General features: G+C 29.2%; 22 protein-coding genes. 8 read left to right on the top strand and 14 right to left on the bottom strand.

What is annotated here, in order from left to right:
* Window positions 1-30: 30 nt before the first annotated feature.
* The 4 genes from ABXT56_RS02715 to ABXT56_RS02700 form a co-directional block, all read right to left on the bottom strand.
* Window positions 31-297, bottom strand: coding sequence for a hypothetical protein (locus ABXT56_RS02715; protein ID WP_415301036.1), 267 nt, complete (start codon window positions 295-297; stop codon window positions 31-33).
* Entirely contained in the window at window positions 297-548 is a 252-nt protein-coding gene (locus ABXT56_RS02710) for a hypothetical protein (RefSeq protein WP_415301034.1), read from the bottom strand. The genes ABXT56_RS02715 and ABXT56_RS02710 overlap by 1 nt, the downstream gene beginning before the upstream one ends.
* A gap of 66 nt (window positions 549-614) precedes the next feature.
* Complete coding sequence (locus ABXT56_RS02705; RefSeq protein WP_415301033.1) at window positions 615-848, bottom strand: hypothetical protein; 234 nt, start codon at window positions 846-848, stop codon at window positions 615-617.
* A 47-nt stretch (window positions 849-895) separates the two neighbouring features.
* On the bottom strand, window positions 896-1,102 hold the full coding sequence (locus ABXT56_RS02700) for a hypothetical protein (RefSeq protein WP_415301031.1): 207 nt from the start codon (window positions 1,100-1,102) through the stop codon (window positions 896-898).
* Window positions 1,103-1,279: 177 nt separating this feature from the next.
* On the opposite strand from ABXT56_RS02700, the gene ABXT56_RS02695 reads away from it, so the two are divergent.
* Genes ABXT56_RS02695 through ABXT56_RS02685 form a run of 3 tightly spaced genes read left to right on the top strand, consistent with a single transcriptional unit; the run spans window position 1,280 to window position 4,235 of the window.
* On the top strand, window positions 1,280-1,483 hold the full coding sequence (locus ABXT56_RS02695) for a hypothetical protein (RefSeq protein ID WP_415301029.1): 204 nt from the start codon (window positions 1,280-1,282) through the stop codon (window positions 1,481-1,483).
* A gap of 41 nt (window positions 1,484-1,524) precedes the next feature.
* Window positions 1,525-2,964, top strand: coding sequence for a caspase family protein (locus ABXT56_RS02690; protein WP_415301027.1), 1,440 nt, complete (start codon window positions 1,525-1,527; stop codon window positions 2,962-2,964).
* Window positions 2,964-4,235, top strand: coding sequence for a S1C family serine protease (locus ABXT56_RS02685; protein WP_415301025.1), 1,272 nt, complete (start codon window positions 2,964-2,966; stop codon window positions 4,233-4,235). Before ABXT56_RS02690 ends, ABXT56_RS02685 begins: the two co-directional genes overlap by 1 nt.
* Before the next feature lie 2 nt (window positions 4,236-4,237).
* Here ABXT56_RS02685 and ABXT56_RS02680 read toward each other — a convergent pair whose 3' ends face one another.
* Complete coding sequence (locus tag ABXT56_RS02680) at window positions 4,238-4,705, bottom strand: hypothetical protein (RefSeq protein WP_415301023.1); 468 nt, start codon at window positions 4,703-4,705, stop codon at window positions 4,238-4,240.
* Between the two features lie 64 nt (window positions 4,706-4,769).
* Between ABXT56_RS02680 and ABXT56_RS02675 the strand changes: the two genes are divergently transcribed.
* Window positions 4,770-6,254, top strand: coding sequence for a hypothetical protein (locus ABXT56_RS02675; protein WP_415301021.1), 1,485 nt, complete (start codon window positions 4,770-4,772; stop codon window positions 6,252-6,254).
* A gap of 7 nt (window positions 6,255-6,261) precedes the next feature.
* Here the strand turns inward: ABXT56_RS02675 and ABXT56_RS02670 are convergent, their stop codons facing one another.
* From ABXT56_RS02670 to gatC, 9 genes are all read right to left on the bottom strand, one after another.
* The gene (locus ABXT56_RS02670) at window positions 6,262-6,495 is read right to left on the bottom strand and encodes a hypothetical protein (RefSeq protein ID WP_415301020.1); all 234 of its coding nucleotides are present in this window, start codon (window positions 6,493-6,495) and stop codon (window positions 6,262-6,264) included.
* Window positions 6,495-7,130, bottom strand: coding sequence for a TerB family tellurite resistance protein (locus ABXT56_RS02665; RefSeq protein WP_415301018.1), 636 nt, complete (start codon window positions 7,128-7,130; stop codon window positions 6,495-6,497). Before ABXT56_RS02665 ends, ABXT56_RS02670 begins: the two co-directional genes overlap by 1 nt.
* Window positions 7,131-7,220: 90 nt before the next feature.
* Window positions 7,221-7,724 carry a thermonuclease family protein gene (locus tag ABXT56_RS02660; protein WP_415301016.1) on the bottom strand — a complete coding sequence of 168 codons (504 nt, stop codon included), beginning with the start codon at window positions 7,722-7,724 and terminating at the stop codon, window positions 7,221-7,223.
* Window positions 7,687-9,117, bottom strand: coding sequence for an MATE family efflux transporter (locus tag ABXT56_RS02655; protein WP_415301014.1), 1,431 nt, complete (start codon window positions 9,115-9,117; stop codon window positions 7,687-7,689). Before ABXT56_RS02655 ends, ABXT56_RS02660 begins: the two co-directional genes overlap by 38 nt.
* Window positions 9,118-9,126: 9 nt before the next feature.
* Complete coding sequence (locus tag ABXT56_RS02650; protein ID WP_415301012.1) at window positions 9,127-10,032, bottom strand: rhodanese-related sulfurtransferase; 906 nt, start codon at window positions 10,030-10,032, stop codon at window positions 9,127-9,129.
* Complete coding sequence (locus ABXT56_RS02645) at window positions 10,032-10,682, bottom strand: O-methyltransferase (RefSeq protein ID WP_415301010.1); 651 nt, start codon at window positions 10,680-10,682, stop codon at window positions 10,032-10,034. Before ABXT56_RS02645 ends, ABXT56_RS02650 begins: the two co-directional genes overlap by 1 nt.
* Window positions 10,683-10,686: 4 nt before the next feature.
* Window positions 10,687-12,162 carry an Asp-tRNA(Asn)/Glu-tRNA(Gln) amidotransferase subunit GatB gene (gatB, locus tag ABXT56_RS02640; RefSeq protein ID WP_415301009.1) on the bottom strand — a complete coding sequence of 492 codons (1,476 nt, stop codon included), beginning with the start codon at window positions 12,160-12,162 and terminating at the stop codon, window positions 10,687-10,689.
* Window positions 12,163-13,620, bottom strand: a complete 1,458-nt coding sequence (gene gatA, locus ABXT56_RS02635) for an Asp-tRNA(Asn)/Glu-tRNA(Gln) amidotransferase subunit GatA (protein WP_415301007.1) — start codon at window positions 13,618-13,620, stop codon at window positions 12,163-12,165.
* A complete protein-coding gene (gene gatC / locus ABXT56_RS02630) occupies window positions 13,620-13,907 on the bottom strand; it encodes an Asp-tRNA(Asn)/Glu-tRNA(Gln) amidotransferase subunit GatC (RefSeq protein ID WP_415301005.1) in 288 nt (95 codons plus the stop codon). The genes gatA and gatC overlap by 1 nt, the downstream gene beginning before the upstream one ends.
* A gap of 51 nt (window positions 13,908-13,958) precedes the next feature.
* Here gatC and ruvX point away from each other — a divergent pair, with 51 nt between their 5' ends.
* From ruvX to plsY, 4 genes are read left to right on the top strand one after another with little or no spacing between them, the layout of a single operon-like run.
* Window positions 13,959-14,414, top strand: coding sequence for a Holliday junction resolvase RuvX (gene ruvX / locus ABXT56_RS02625; RefSeq protein ID WP_415301003.1), 456 nt, complete (start codon window positions 13,959-13,961; stop codon window positions 14,412-14,414).
* Window positions 14,415-14,456: 42 nt separating this feature from the next.
* Window positions 14,457-15,398, top strand: coding sequence for an aspartate carbamoyltransferase catalytic subunit (locus ABXT56_RS02620; RefSeq protein WP_415301002.1), 942 nt, complete (start codon window positions 14,457-14,459; stop codon window positions 15,396-15,398).
* Entirely contained in the window at window positions 15,399-16,688 is a 1,290-nt protein-coding gene (gene pyrC / locus ABXT56_RS02615) for a dihydroorotase (protein ID WP_415301000.1), read from the top strand.
* The gene (plsY, locus tag ABXT56_RS02610; protein ID WP_415301372.1) at window positions 16,688-17,263 is read left to right on the top strand and encodes a glycerol-3-phosphate 1-O-acyltransferase PlsY; all 576 of its coding nucleotides are present in this window, start codon (window positions 16,688-16,690) and stop codon (window positions 17,261-17,263) included. Before pyrC ends, plsY begins: the two co-directional genes overlap by 1 nt.
* The last annotated feature ends 21 nt before the right edge of the window (window positions 17,264-17,284 follow it).

Genomic DNA, 17,284 nt, shown 5'->3' with positions numbered 1-17,284 from the left:
CATATTTTTGTCTCCTTAGATAGTCTCCTTTTACTTAACGTTATAGCCCTTTTTATACATGCAATGATTATACTCTGCAGCGTTTTGACCAAGGGCTGTTATGGCCAAACTAAATTCTTCTGGTTTACACATAAATGGATCTTTACAAATATAAGTTGGTGCTTTTGCATTAGCAAAAGTTCTACAAAACCCACTATGAAAATCTAAATCTATATTATTACCCGACCTATGATCCCATGAACTATGTCCACAAGAAGCTAATAAAGAAAATAATATCAAATAGATAATCTTCTTCATTAATTTACTCTCCTACTAAAAGTTACATAAATCAAGATTATGAAAATTATCATTAATGAAATTGTTACAGCATTTTCAGAAATAAAATCTCTTACTTCTTGAAATCTAATTGTTCTTAAAGGGTTAAATATCAGATAACCGATATCATCAATTGATCTTGCTATCGCTTCAAGCATACTAATAAAAGCTACTGACAATCCTTTAAACATCAAAGGTAATTTCATAAAAGCTGTTAAAATAATTTTACCCATAGCTATTGTGTTAAGTGAATGATTAAAAATATCAGCTCAATTATAATTATTGTTTCGATCATATAATTAAAGTGCTCCTTCTTTTTTTGTAAATTGATGAATTAACTTTCTATTTTTAATGTTTTGGGTTTCTTGAACATAAACTCCACCCAATTTTAAAAATTGAGAATTAGCAGCTAGATAGGTAAAACCACTATCTGCTTTAAGAGCTGTATTCATTAATGATAATGAAAAAATCATTATACCAAACTTACTGTAAGCAACTGTTAGTCTTGAAATTGAAGCAAAAACTTTTTTCATAATTCCTCTTTCCTCTCCTCTTAAAGTTAAGAGGAGAGTAATCAAAATTAGCTGCCCTCCTTATCAAAATTCAATAACATTGAACCGATTAAACCAAATATAATTGGTGAAAATCTAGATACTGGACCCATAAATCCAGTTAAGTTTGTTCCTGCAAATGACATTACAAAATCAACTACTGCAAAGGCAATTAGTAAGCCTCCTACAATGTTAATAAACGATGTGCTGTCTGCTTCTTCTTTTACTGTCTTCATTGTTTTCTCCTTTAGTTGTTTGTTTTTCATGCAATACAATTAACAATTATTGATTAAGAATACTTGTCCACAAATATAAAAGAAATTGGATATGAAGATAAAACTTAGTTTATTTAGTCCAAAATCAAATACAATTTTGGATTAACTTAATTGCTATAAAAATATATATTATTTTCAATGAAAAATTTATTTGCTAAAATTTTTATAGTTTTAATTCTTTTACAAGGTTGTGACTCGGCCAGTGTTCCTGTTAAAAAATCAAAGACAAATATTTGTCATAAAAAAGGATCTAGATATTACGATATAACAAAACATTATAAAGCTTACCAAACAATTAAGGATTGTATTAAAAGTGGTGGTAGAATGCCCAAAAGACAATAAATCTTAGGTGACATTATGAGTTAAAGATTATAAGATTTTATATGATTAAAATAATTAGATCATTATTAATCGTGCTATTTTTAGCCTCTTTCTCATTACAAGCTCATTCCGAAACATCTTGGATTACTAAAAAATCAGACAAATCAAAGAAAGAAATTAAATTAGAAAAAAAAGAAAAAAAAATTAACTTAAAGAAAAAATCTGAATGGATCAAAAAGAAAAAAAATAAAAATAAAGAAGAATTTAAAAAAGAAGATAAGAAAATTACTAAAGAAGTTAAATCTTGGATTACAAAAAAAAATAAAAAAGATAAATACATTGATAATTTAGAGAACCTTCCAGAGTCTAATATCTATTTTGCAGCCAAGAGTGATGGAGGAAAGTTATTTTATGGATATGTTAATGCAGATCTAAAATCTAAAAAAATTAAAAACTATTATGAAACAAGCCTAGGGAAAGGTTACTTCAATGATGGGAAAACTATTTGTCAAATAGCCTCAACAGTAAGAGAGGTCTTTGAAGGAGAAGTTGAAGGAAGAGTCGCTGGTGACTGTTCTGATGGAACAAAGTTTAGAGGTACATTTAGTCAAAATATGAATTCTGGATATGGCTCAGCAAAATCTAATAAAGGTGAAAAATTTGAATTTGATTTTAATTCAGACATTAAAATTGCTTCCAACATAATTAAAGAGTTTAATAAAACAAAGATAAGTGATGGAATGTTAGCTGCTGCTCCAAAAACAAATATTGAAGTAAATCCTGACGGAAAATATTATGCTCTATTAATTGGAAATGCTAAATATGAAAAATGGACATCACTAAGTTCACCTGTGAATGATATAAATGAAATTCATAATATTTTAAAAGCTAAATATAAATTTGATAAAGTTGTTAAAATTCCAAATGCAACACGTTCAGAAATTTTTAAATCACTTAAAAATATGAGAGATCTTGTCACTGATAATGACTATCTTTTAATTTATTATGCTGGTCATGGTGAGCAAGATACACAGCGAGCTTACTGGATACCTGTGGATGTTGATAAAGAATGGGATCCAGAATGGATTGATACTGTAACAATAACTGCTGCAATACAAAGGATAAGTGCTCGGCATATTTTACTAATGATAGATTCTTGTTATCTTGGTTCTAGTTTCAAAGGTAATAAAAGCGATATAGTTAAAACAGAGTCAGATTGGAATGCTGTAGAAGCAAATAAAGGATTAAAAAATAGAGCAGGATTGGTTTTAGCTTCAGGTGGAGAAACTCCAGTTGTAGATACAGTGATTGACAATAAGCACTCTTTGTTTGCCTATAAATTTATAGATATTCTTAAGAAGAATGAAGACTATGTAACTTCATCAAATATATTTTTAAAAATTAAAAAATATCATTCAAAACAAACTCAAACTCCTCAATTTTATGGTGTAGAAAATTGGGGTCACCTTGATGGTGATTTTGTTTTTAAAGTAAAAAAATAATGATTAAAAAAATATTACTTTTTCTATTTCTATCTTTCTTTATTGGCTCTACTTATGCTGAAACTATAGCTTATAAGCTGAAAGGTGACTTAAAATCTACGGGATCTGAAGCTATAGAAGTTAGTTCAACTCCATTAATAGATAGTAAGGAAATTGAAAAATCTAAAGAACAATTAATTACAATTGTTAAATATGCCAATAATCAGTCCAATGATGTAGCTAAAAAAAATGAAAATAGAAAACCAAGACCTAAATACAAAGGTGCACCTGAAGATATTTATGAAAAATTTGCTAATAGTGTTGTCTACATAGATAATAAAAAAGACAATGGTTCAGGCTCTGGATTTGTAATTAATCATAAAGGATTAAAAATTATTACAAATTGGCATGTTGTTGAAACTGCAACTAATGTAACAATTTGTCTTAAAACAGAAAATTTAAACAGGGTTTGTGATACAGATTTTTACACTGGAAAAGTGATAAAGAGAAATAAACAAAAAGATCTAGCAATGATCGAGGTTAAAGGTTTACCCTCAAATCTTAAACCTGTTTCTTATGGGAATTTTAAAAAAGTTAAAGTTGGTGAAACAGCATTTGCAATAGGACATCCAAGTGGTCTGGTTTGGACCTTTAGTGATGGACGGGTTAGCCAAAAAAGACCTAATTATAAATGGAAATACGAATCCTCACGTCATTTTGCTAACGTTATACAAACAAACGTAAACATAAACCCTGGTAACTCTGGTGGTCCTCTATTTAATAAAAATAAGGAGTTAATTGGTGTAAATACATTTACTACCGAAGGTGAAAAATTAAGCTTTGCAATATCAGTAGATGACCTGATTGAATTTATTAATGAAGTAAAACAAGATGATGTTGAGTCAAAATATATTCAAAAAAAGAAAAAAGGTAATACCTGGATACAAAAAAAAACAGATAAAAATAAAAAAAGTGGAATATCTAAAAAATACCCTAATGCCAAAGAAGTTGACTTAACTAAAAATGGTGTGACTGATACTTGGCTTCTAGATGAAAATAAAGATGGGACTTATGAAAAAGCACTTATGGATTTCAATGAAGATGGAATCATAGAAGCAGTAGCTTTTGATGAAAATGAAAATGAAAATTATGAAATGATAGTTTTTGATGATGACCTAGATGGTAACCCTGACAGAGCTGAGTATGATGAAAATGATGATGGTACTATGGATGTTGTGGCTTATGATTATAACCAAGATGGTGAATGGGATAAATTTGAAGAATTAAGTTAAACTTATTTTTTATTATCAATAGTCATTTTAATTTTCAAAATCTTATCTTCTAGATCTCCAATGGCTTCAAATATGTCTCTTTTTTCAAGAACGCTAATTTCGGTACCTTTATCACTTTTTGGATCTTGCGCATTGTGAACCAATTCTGTTAATTTTCCATGTAGTATAGTTGAGCGTACTAGAATTTGACTTAAATCTTTAGATCCATCTATATTAATATTTTCTAATTCATGAGCAATCATATATTCATGAGCAGTTAATAACGGGTGCCCCCTCCCTTTTGCAATACAAGCTTTGTCTAATTTAAATGAATCGTTATGATCAATTTCTTGAAGTTGTTGAGGATCACTACACTTCCTAACATAAGATGATCCCTTACCTATTGCAGCTTGAATCTCATCTTCACTTAATATTTGGACTACTTCCATAAGTCCATTTTCAATTGATGCTGTTTTTCTAATTTTAGCCATATATTTTGAATTTCAATTATTAAATTATAGTATTTTATAAAAATAACTTAGGCTATAAATAAATATGTTTTTAAAGAAAAACTTTATATCCTTAATAAGCTTAACAATTGCAATAATAATAACATTTCTTTACCCCTTAAAAACTCAAGCAGAAATATCTTGCATTGATTGGGATGACGCGATTACTAAAAACTGGAAACTACATAAGAACTATCAGTTCAAAAGAAATGATGTAGGTATATTTTATGATTTTGAATGGGATGATAAAGAAAAAATAATAAAGATTAAAAGAAATAAGGATAATTACCCTGTGGTAAGATTTTCTTTATTTAATAAAGTAGATATTAATCAAGGTACAATAATAAAATCATATAATAGTATCGATTTATCAAAAAAGAATGACGTAGAAATAGAAAAAATTCATAAGAAAAATGAAACAGCTTTATTAAAAATATTGGATGGCAAGACTGTAAATATTGGCTCGAAACCATATAAGCTCAACAACATTATAATGGATACATTTGGATTAAGGACCATACAAAGTATTCAACCTACCAAAGGTATTGTTGAAATTTCATTTAAATCACGGTTTTCAAATGAAAGACCGGATCTTAAAAAAGTATTAATGATGGAAAATATTTTTGATGAAAATGATTATAGTCCTTTGTGTGGTAATACAATTGATTCAAACTATTTTCCAATTACAGACTTTGATTTTAATGAGTATAGATATGATGAAGATTTAAGACTTGGTATAAACAATAAAACAAAAACAATTCAACCAGTTATGGCTTTATCAACAGATAGTGGAATTTTACGTATAACTAGACAGGAAAGTGGTGTTTCTTATTATAGACAAGATTTTGAATTTGCTAAATTTCCTTTTGATAAACAAAAGATTATAATTAACATATTTAGCAATAAACGTAGTACCGGCAACCCAGATTTAGAAATCAATCAAGATGGTGCTGTTGCAACTTTTGTTACACCAGGTATCGAGGCATTCTTAAATTTAGAAAGATTTAAAAATGATACTAATTATTTGAAAGAGTGGAAGGTTACTAAAACTAACATTAAATCTTTTGAAAAAATTATTGAAAATTTTCATGATATATATCTTGGAAAAACTATCACCGACAATGAAAATATACTTCAAATTGAAATTGAAATTAAAAGAAATTATGAACAATATATTTACAAAATTATTATTCCTGTATTTTTAATCTTATCACTTGCTTGGTTTGTTCTGTGGATACCAACAAAAGAGTTTGAAACAAGATTAACAACTTCGATGGTAGCTCTATTATCGTTGATCGCTTACAACTTTGTGTTTGCCGATGATGTACCTAAATTAAACTATTTAACAGCATTAGACGAATATATTCTCTTATCATATATATTCTGCTGTATTCCTACGTTTATGAGTATTTGGTTTAGTAGATTTATTTCAACTAATCAAAAAAAGGCTACTTTAATAAATAGAAAAATTAGAATTTGGGGAATAGTGTTTTATACAACTGCTAGTCTTTGGATTTTTTTTCCTAAATAGTTAATATTTAATTTTTTTCACAAGTTTCAAGTATCATACCTAATAACCCCAAAATAAATAAGCCCACTAAAAAACCAAGTAGGATAAAGAAGTTATTCCAACCAATAGTTTCAGGTAACCAAATTATAATTATTGGCATCACATATCTTTCAAGAGGATTTGTCACTAGCCAATTATAAACATACCAACCACCATATATAGAAATTGGATACATCAAAAAAAAATAGATTTTTTTATACATTAGTTTAACGATCCTTTATCTAATTCACTTAACACACCTTTTATATGTGCTGGTGTCATCTCAAGTACTTTAGCGGTATACATTAACAATTCTGACTCTTTATCATCTAAATGACCATCAGAACCTGCAACTAAATACATTGCTTTAATAATAAGCTCTCTATGTTCTGCATTAAGATAAGGTCTTATTTCTTTAAGATATTCATCTACTGTTAAGTCATCTTTTTTAAGTTTCGTAATAGTTTTAGTAATTTTTGCTTTAGATAACTTTTTGTCATTTGTTAATTTATTAAAGATATCTGATACAGTTTTTACCTCTTCGTCTTCAACTTTATTATCTGCAATTATCATTAAACATAAAACATTTTGTAGTGCTTTCTCATATTCAGAGGCCATTTCTTCATCATTTAATCCAGGTTTATGATCAATTACATCTAGGTGATATATGCTTGAACACTCTTCACATTCAATATGTTCATTTTTTTTGCCACCTACGGGAAAAGTTGGAATAAAATATAATGTAAACCAATCTTGTACATACTTTTTTTGGTATGTTCGAGGTGTATTACAATTAGGACAATGAAATTTACCACTATCCATTTTAATAGATCTTCCTTTAGTTCCAAATATAATCATGAATAAAACTTAACTAAAAATTTTAATAAAATCTTGTCCAATTTATATTTATATTCTGGACCGGGTTGTATTTAATGTTTTGAATTAATGTTAAATAAGCGGTTTGATTACAGAACATCTTTTTTTTCTAAAATCCCATGGATAATCAAAATTTATGGACCACATGCCTATTTTGTTAGCTTTAGCGTAATCTTCATCGGGAATAAACTTTTTAGAGTATTTCCTATAGGCAAAAGCATAACCATTTCTAACAAGATAACTTGATAAACTTTCATCATTTACAAAGCACTCCGCTAAAGTTCTTTTATATCGATCTTTTCCTTCACTAATACACTCAACTTTATTATCACCAATTTTTTTAATTAAGATTTCTTTAGCAGTTACTCCACATGGGTCAATAAACCCTTTTTTAATGCAAGTTTGCTTTAATTCAGGTGTATCTATTCCAGTGAATCTAATCTTTTCACCATTTAAATGAATTGTATCACCATCGACAACTCTGATTTCTTGTGGTTTGAAATAATTAAAAATAAAAAAAATTATTATCGCTAAGATACTAATAAGAAAAATGACTTTTTTTTTGTTTAAAAACATTATTTAAAAAGTATCCAATGAATATGATTACTGCAATACCTATAAACCAATTGGTTGCCATTATTGTGTAGAAAATATCAGCATAATCCCCTCCTCTAATATTTATAACATACCAAAGGGATAAAAAAGGTAACGCTGATAATCTTAAAACACTTAAGTAAAGACTGTAAATAGGTTTTTTAACAGCCTGAAATACTGCTGTAGTTATAAAGAAGACGGGATAAACAGGCGCAATTAATGCTGCTATTTTTAAATATATAGCACCATGAAATATAGCTTCTTGGTTGTCTGTAAATTGAGATACAAAAAACTCTGCACCAAAAAATAATATACCACCTGCTAAGGCCATAAAAGATGATCCAAATAATAAAGCTTTAGAATATAATTCTCTTATACGATCATAATTCTTAGCACCAAAATTTTGCCCACCAATAGAAAGTACTGCTGTGTTCAGCCCGATAACAGGTAACAAGAATACTTGCTCTACTCTTAATGCTGCACCATAGCCAGCTGTAGCAAGATCACCAAATTGACCAATAAAATATAAAATATTAAAAATACCTACACCAATAAATAACATACTAATCATTATGGGTAGTGCTTGACTGAACAATTCTTTTAATAATATCAATTTAGGAATGAAGCATTTAATCGATAGATACTTTTTTAATTTACAAGAGTTGATTTTATAGGCTAAATAAAAAGTACCTACAGACTGAGCAATTACAGTTGCTATGGCAAGACCAGCAATACCCAAAGCAGGAATAGTTTCAGGAAAAATAATTCCTGAGAAAATTGGAATACATTTAGAAACCCAGATAAATGAAGCTTTGGAACCAAAAATAAATAATGGATTTAATACTATATTTAAAAAGAAACTAAATATTAAGACATTTCTATAACTTTTGGTATCACCTTGAGCGTTCAAGGCTCCATTTAAAGAAATTTGAATCATGACAATGAAAGTACCGTAAAAAATTATATCTAGATATTCTCTAGTTAAAGCTATACCAGCAGCATCAGATCCCATTACTGTTAAAAGAAAATTAGAAGCGTTTAATCCAAATAAAGTAACAACAACAGAAGTGATCAGTGCAAAGATTACAGATTGAGCGATAAACAATGAAGCTTTATTATTTTGTTTAGAACCTATTAAATTTCCTATGCAAGAATTAGTTGCAGCACCAATACCAACACCCACAGCAATTATTACAAAATATATTGGAAATGATTTAGCAATTGCACTTATGGCTTCAGCAGAAATTCTACCCGCAAACCAAGTATCAACTAGATTATAAAATGTTTGAAATAACGAACCAACACTTGCTGGAATGGTTACCTTTCTTAGTAATTCCCAAATTGGATCTTTAGTTAATTTAATGGCTTTAGACAATTATTTTTTCTATTTGAATTCTTTTTGAAATATATGCTTTGATCCACTCTCTTTAGCAAGAGTTATCTGCTTTTGCCTCATACGGAACCTACCTTTTTGAATTTGTGTTAAATCATCATGACAATTAGTGCATGAAACACCTTCTTCATATTTTTTAGACTTCTTATCTTTAGGTGAAACAGGTTTTCTACAACCACTACAGATTGAATAAGTACCTGTTATTAACCCATGTTTAACACTGATTCTGTTATCAAAAACAAAGCATTCACCGTTCCATAAGCTTTCTTTCTTCTTAATACTTTTTAAATAGTTAAGAATTCCACCTTTTAATTGAAAAATATTTTTAAAGCCTTTTTTCTCTAAAAAAACAGAAGCTTTCTCGCATCTTATTCCACCAGTACAAAACATGGCGATTGGTTTTTTCTTATCAAGTTTATTTAAGTATTTTGGGAATTCTCTAAAATTACCAACATCTGGATTAACTGATTTCTTAAAGGTACCAACCTCGTATTCAAATGGTTTTCTTGAGTCTAGTACCAATGTTTCTTTATCAGAAATAAGCTTGTTCCAGTTTTTTGGATCTACATGGTTATTTTTTTTATTTTTTGAAGATAAGGTAAGTCCCATTGGAACAACTTCTTTTTTAATTTTAACTTTTGCTTTGTGGAAAGGTTGAAATTTACTTTTAGAAGAATTTTCACTATCAAACTTTTTAAAATCTAATATTTTTTTAATCTTGGTAGTTGTGATTTTTAGATCTAGAGGTTTACCAGATATTGTTGCATTAATACCTTCGTTAGCGATAATAATAGTTCCTCTAATATTTTTCTTAAGTAAAAAATCTTGTAATAAAATCTTATTTTTCTTTAGCGCAGTAAGTTTCTTAAATTTATAAAAACCAATTACTTCAAACATTACAAAACTCTACAAACAGTCATCCCATCACCTAAAGGTACTATAATTTGTTCCACTCTTTTATCATTTGAAACGTAAGAATTAAACTCTCTGATATTAATTGTGTATTTATCAAAATTATCCTTATCAGCAACTTCACCGTGCCACAAAACGTTGTCTATAATAATCAATCCACCTTTATCCAATAGGTTTAAAGATCTTTCATAATACTCTTTATAATTCATTTTATCCGCATCAATGAAAACCATATCAAATTTATTATTCTTTAATTCATCTAAACTATCTAATGCAGGTTTAATCTTTGTTTGGATTTTTTCATCCATATTAGCTTTTTTAAAAAAATTTATTGCAACTTTGCTGGTCTCTTCATTTTTATCAAGTGCTATAAGTTTACCATCGTCAGGTAAAGCCAATGCTATAGAAAGTGCACTTAAACCAGTAAAGGTTCCAATCTCAAGTACATTTTTAACATTAGATGTTTTAATAATTAAATGAAGGAAATGACATTGAGATGTTGCTACTTGCATTCTCTTAACGTCACCTAGTGTATTATTATAATCTATTATTTCTTGCTGAACTAGGTTTAGCTTTAAACTAAAATTATCAATATATTTTTGAAGGCTTTCAGTAATTTCTAGGTTCTTACCCATGGTATTAAAGCTTCTTCTTTAATATTTCATTTATTAATTGAGGATTAGCCTTACCACTTGAGGCTTTCATTGCTTGACCTACAAAGAAACCAAAAAGTTTTTCTTTACCATTTTTATATTCAATAGCTTTTTCCCTATTATCATTGATAATCTTATCAATTAAGGCCTCTAATGCTTTAGGATCACTTTGTTGTTTTAAGCCTTTTTCTTCAACAATTGTTTGTGGGTCTTTGTCACCATCCATCATTAATTCAAATATTGTTTTAGCTATTTTTCCAGAAATTGTTCCATTCTTAATTAGATTAATTAACTTTGCTAAATTTTTTGCACTTATTGGACTTTCAGATATTTCTAAATTTTTATTATTTAAAACAGCAAATAATTCACCTGTAATCCAGTTAACAGCTAACTTCATATCTTGATTTTTGCCCATCTTTGTAACTACTTCTTCAAAATATTTCGCTGTTTCAATATCTGATACTAAAATTGTTGCCTCATAAGGAGAAACTTTAAACTTATCAATAAATCTTTTCTTTTTTTCATCTGGTAGTTCTGGAATATCAACTTTAAGTTTTTCAATGAACTCATCTGTTACCTCTAATGGCAATAAATCTGGATCTGGAAAATATCTATAATCATGAGCATCTTCTTTTGATCTCATGGATCTTGTTTCATTTTTTTTAGTATCAAACAATCTTGTTTCTTGATCAATTGTTTTACCTTCTTCAATTAAGTCAACTTGTCTATTAGCTTCGTAATCAATAGCCATTTGCATAAATTTTATTGAGTTAACATTTTTAATCTCACAACGAGTTCCAAGTTTGTCAGAACCTTTAATTTTAACAGAAATATTGACGTCAGCTCTTAAAGAGCCTTCCTGCATATTTCCATCACACGTACCAAGGTATCTCATAATGGATCTTAATTTTTTAACATAAGCACTAACCTCATCTGGAGTTCTCATGTCTGGTTTACTAACAATTTCCATTAAAGCTACACCAGATCTATTTAAATCAACCAATGTATTTTGTGGATCCATATCATGAATACTTTTTCCAGCATCTTGTTCTAAGTGCAATCTTTCAATTCCTACTTTTTTTTGACCATGTGCCATATCAAGAATAACCGTGCCCTCTCCTACTATAGGATATTTAAACTGTGAAATTTGATAACCTTGTGGAAGGTCTGCATAAAAATAATTTTTTCTATCAAAAACTGATTTTTTATTGATTTGAGCTTTTAAACCAATGCCAGTTTTAATTGCTTGTTTAACACAATACTCATTAATAACTGGAAGCATTCCTGGAAATGCAGCATCAACTAAACTTACTTGCGTATTAGGTTCAGCACCAAATGTTGTTGATGAAGATGAAAATAATTTTGAATTTGATGTAACTTGTGCATGGACTTCAAGACCAATTACTACTTCATAAACATTTTCACGCCTTTCAATTAAATATTCTGAATTATCTTTAGTCATCTATTTAATCCACCAGTCAGTAATTTTATTTTTAAACTGGATTTTCTCTTCCATAGCATAAGCAATGTTTAAAACATTTTGTTCATCAAAAGCTTTACCAATAATTTGTAGTCCCAATGGATAACCTTTAACATCTACTCCTGCTGGAATAGAAATCGCTGGTAATCCAGCTAAATTAACTGGAACTGTGAATATATCATTTAAATACATTGAAACTGGGTCATTAGTTTTTTCACCAATTTTAAAAGCAGCGCTTGGTGTCGATGGAGTTAAAATTGCATCAACTTTTTTGTAAGCTTCATCAAAATCATTTTTAATTAGTTTTCTGACTTTTTGTGCCTTAAGATAATAAGCATCATAATAACCTGAAGACAGAACATATGTTCCAATCATTATTCTTCTTTGAACTTCGCTACCAAAACCTTCAGATCTTGTTTTTTCGTACATATCAATAAGGTTTTCACCTTTAGATCTAAAACCATACTTAACGCCATCGTATCTTGCTAAGTTTGAAGAAGCTTCAGCAGGTGCTACTATATAATAAGTAGGTAGAGCATAATTTGTATGAGGTAATGAAATTTCAACAATTTCAGCACCACAATCTTTTGCATGCTCAATTCCCTTAGTCCATAAATCTTCTATCTCTTTTGGCATTCCATCAACTCTATATTCTTTTGGAATTCCAATTTTCTTACCTTTAATATTATTTGTTAATTCTTTACTATATTCATTTCTTTTAAAATCAATTGATGTTGAATCTTTTTCATCATAAGTGCTAATTATTTCTTGCAGCAATGCACAATCTTTTACATCCTTAGACATTGGTCCTGCCTGATCTAAAGAAGAAGCAAAAGCTACAATTCCGTACCTTGAGCAACTTCCATAAGTTGGCTTTAAACCAACAGTACCAGTAAATGAAGCAGGCTGTCTAATAGAGCCACCTGTATCAGTTCCAATTGTAATAGGTGTTAAATTGGCTGCTAGAGCTGATGCAGAACCTCCTGAAGAGCCTCCTGGAACTAAATCTTTAGCTATCGGACTTTGAACATTTCCAAAAAAACTAGTTTCATTAGATGAGCCCATTGCAAATTCATCACAATTTAATTTGCCAAGTAATATTGCACCTTCATTCCAAATATTTTGAGTAACAGTAGATTCGTATGGTGGAATAAAATTATTTAAAATTTTACTACCTGCTGTAGTTTTCACATCTTTAGTGCAAAACAAATCTTTAACTGCCATTGGAATACCTGGAAGTTTTAAATCAAAATTAGGTTTTTGATCAAAACTTCTAGCTTTCAAAAGTGCATTAGAAAAATCTTCTGTTATGTAAGCATTTAAATCTCTAGACTTTTCTCCTCTATCAATAAAAGCTTTCGTAGTTTCTTCAGAAGAAATCTTTTTATCTTTAATATTTTTAACTAATTCAGTTAAAGTGAGTGACGTGATATCTGACATTATTCAACAACCCTTGGTACTACAAAAAAATCTTCATTTTCCTCTGGTGAATTTTTTAATATTTGGTCTCTAATATTTTTGCTCTTTATTTCATCAGCTCTTAATTTTAATGTTGTTTCGGCAACAGATGTTAATGGTTCTACTTTATCTGTATTAAGTTCATTCAATTTTTCAATAAAATCAAATATAGAGTTAAGATCTCCAGCTAATTTATTAGCTTTTTTATCATCAACTGAGATTCTTGATAATTTAGATATGTGCTTTATTGTTTTAAGATCAATTGTCATGTGATAATTAAATATGACGGCAAACTATCACTTAAGTATAAAATATACAATATGATCACAATCGAAGATTTCAAAATAAAACACTCAAATAAGGTAAGATTTATTGGTTTAGATTTAGGATCTAAAAGAATTGGTGTCTCAATTTGTGATGAAAGACAATCCATAGCCACACCCTTTAAAACTATAAATAAAACCAACACAAACGAACTAATTGATAAACTTAAGATAATAATTAAAGATAATAATATTGGTGGAATAATTGTAGGGAACCCAGTTAATATGGATGGTAGTCTCGGTAGATCTGCTCAATCTGTTAATGATGTTGCATCGAATATATCAAAATCTATAGAGCTGCCTGTAATATTGTGGGATGAGAGACTTTCAACAGTTGGCGCATTTAATCTATCAAGTTTATTAGATGTTAATGTATCAAAAAGAGTTAAAACTATTGATCAAAACGCTGCAGCCTTTATTTTACAAGGAGCAATAGACTTTTTAAATAATTAATACTTGCCATAGTGACGGTTAATAGTTATAGAGTTAATTTTAATGGCAACTAAAATAAATAAAGCTATTAAAATTTCTCAAAAACACCTCCTGGGTATCCAAGATCTATCAATTAATGATGTTAAATTCATTTTAGAAGAAGCTAAAAGTTTCATTAAATTAAATCAAAGTAAAAATAAAAGATTAAATGTATTAAGTGGTAAAACTCAAATTAATTTGTTTTTTGAACCCTCCACTAGAACACAAAGTTCATTTGAATTAGCGGGAAAAAGATTAGGTGCAGATGTTATGTCTATGAATATGGCTAACTCAGCAATTAAGAAAGGTGAAACACTAATAGATACTGCAATGACTTTAAATGCAATGCATCCTGATATAATTGTAATTAGACACCAAGATTCAGGTGCATGTAATCTTTTATCTCAAAAAGTAAATTGTGCAGTACTTAATGCTGGTGATGGTAGCCGTGAACACCCTACTCAAGCTTTATTAGACACTTTAACAATTATAAATCGTAAAAAGAAAATTGAAGGCTTAAGAGTTGCGATTTGTGGTGACATAACTCATTCACGTGTTGCAAGATCAAATATTTATCTTCTAAATATGTTGGGTGCAGAAGTTAACATTATTGCACCATCAAACTTAATGCCAAAAGAAATAGAAAAGTTTGGCGTTAATACATTTACAGATATGAAAAAAGGTCTGAAAGATTGTGATATTGTAATGATGCTAAGGTTACAAAATGAAAGAATGACTAGTTCTTTCTTGTCTTCTAATAGAGAATACTATGAATATTATGGACTAACTCCAGATAAGCTTGCTCATGCAAAAGATGATGCTTTGATTATGCATCCAGGTCCAATGAATAGAGGGATCGAAATTGATACAAAATTAGCAGATGACATTAACAGAAGCGTGATTAAGGAACAGGTCGAACTAGGTGTTGCAGTTAGAATGGCTTGTTTAAAAATATTTTGTGAATAAATGAAAAAACAATACTTTATAAATGCAAATATAATTGACCCTCACAACTCAATCAATGAGAACGGTGGATTAATTATTGGTGAAGATGGTTTAATTGAAGCTATTGGTAAAAAAGTAAATTCTAACAACATTCCATCAAGAGAAAAGGTAATAGATTTAGATGGCAAATATATATTCCCTGGTCTTGTTGATATGCGTGTCTTTGCGGGTGAGCCTGGTTATGAATATAAAGAAAATTTTAGAACTCTAAGTAATGCAGCACTAGCAGGAGGTGTTACTTCAGTTGTTACTATGCCAAATACGGATCCAATTATTGATAACGTTTCAATAGTAGATTTTTTAAAAAGACGTGGAAGAGATAAATCTAAAATTAATGTTTTTCCAAGTGCCGCCCTTACAAAAAACATTGAAGGAACTAGCATGACTGAATTTGGTCTACTTCAAAGTAGAGGAATAATTGGATTTACCGATGGTGTTAAAACAATTCAAAATACTAGACTGATGTCTCGTATAATGAACTCAGCTAAAGACTTAGGCACACTAATCATGCAGCATACTGAAGATTATGATTTATCTAAAAATGGAATGATTAATTCTGGAATTATTGCAACTAAACTTGGATTAACTGGAATACCTGCAGTTGCTGAAAGAATAATTATTGAAAGAGATTTAACGTTGCTTGAAAATATTAAATGTAGATATCATATATCACAAATTTCTGCTGCAAAATCTGTTGAGATTATTGGTGAAAGAAAAAATAAAGTTAAGTTTACCACAGGTGTCTCCATAAATAACCTTTCATTAAATGAAAATGATATAGGAGATTTTAGAACTTTCTTAAAATTATCACCTCCATTAAGAACTGAAGAAGATAGAATTGTTCTAGTGCAAGGATTAAAAGATGAAACAATAGATGTTATTGTATCTGATCACAAACCGGAAGATGAAGAGCAAAAAAGATTAACGTTTGCACAAGCATCTACAGGTGCATCAGGAATAGAAACACTTTTATCACTAAGTCTAGAGTTATATCACAATGGTTCTGTTAAGTTAGAAACCATAATTAAAGCCTTAACATCAAACCCTGCAAAAATTTTAAAAATTGATAAGGGTAATCTTTCAGTGGGTAATGAAGCAGATTTTTGTATTGTAGATATTGATAAGCCATGGGTTGTTAAAAAAGATAAACTTATCTCCAAATCAAAAAACACTTCCATTGAAGATAAAAAACTCCAAGGAAAAGTCACTAATACATTTGTAAAAGGTGAAGAATTATTTAAGTTAAAATGATGGAATATTTAATTGTTGCATTAAGCTCATATTTATTGGGATCAATACCTTTTGGTTTTATACTTACAAAAATATTTTTAAAAAAAGATATTAGAGATATTGGCTCAGGAAACATTGGCGCTACAAATGCTCTTAGAACAGGTAATAAAACGTTAGGCTATGCAACTTTATTGCTGGATATAACAAAAGCTGTATTGCCTGTTTTATATGTAAAATTTAATTACCCTGACTATATCTTTATTGCATCACTAAGTGCATTCTTGGGTCACGTTTTCCCCATATGGCTCAAGTTTAAAGGGGGTAAGGGTGTTGCAACATATGTTGGAATATTATTTTCAATAAACATAATTTTGGGTTTGATATTTGTCGTTAGTTGGGCTGTTACATTTTTTATTTCAAAATACGCCTCACTTTCGTCACTTGTTGGTAGTTTAGTGGTTCCAATTTATTTAATAATTTTTGAAAATCATAATTTTATTTTTTTCATAATAATGTTTGTACTAATATTCTATACACATAGAGAAAACGTTAAACGATTGAAAAACAAAGAAGAAACCAAGACTAAAATTTATTGATTTGACTATCTAAGTCTTTTA

The sequence above is a fragment of the Candidatus Pelagibacter sp. Uisw_134_02 genome (genome assembly GCF_047720265.1).
Classification (GTDB): domain Bacteria; phylum Pseudomonadota; class Alphaproteobacteria; order Pelagibacterales; family Pelagibacteraceae; genus Pelagibacter.
This window is presented reverse-complemented; position numbering and strand designations above follow the sequence as displayed.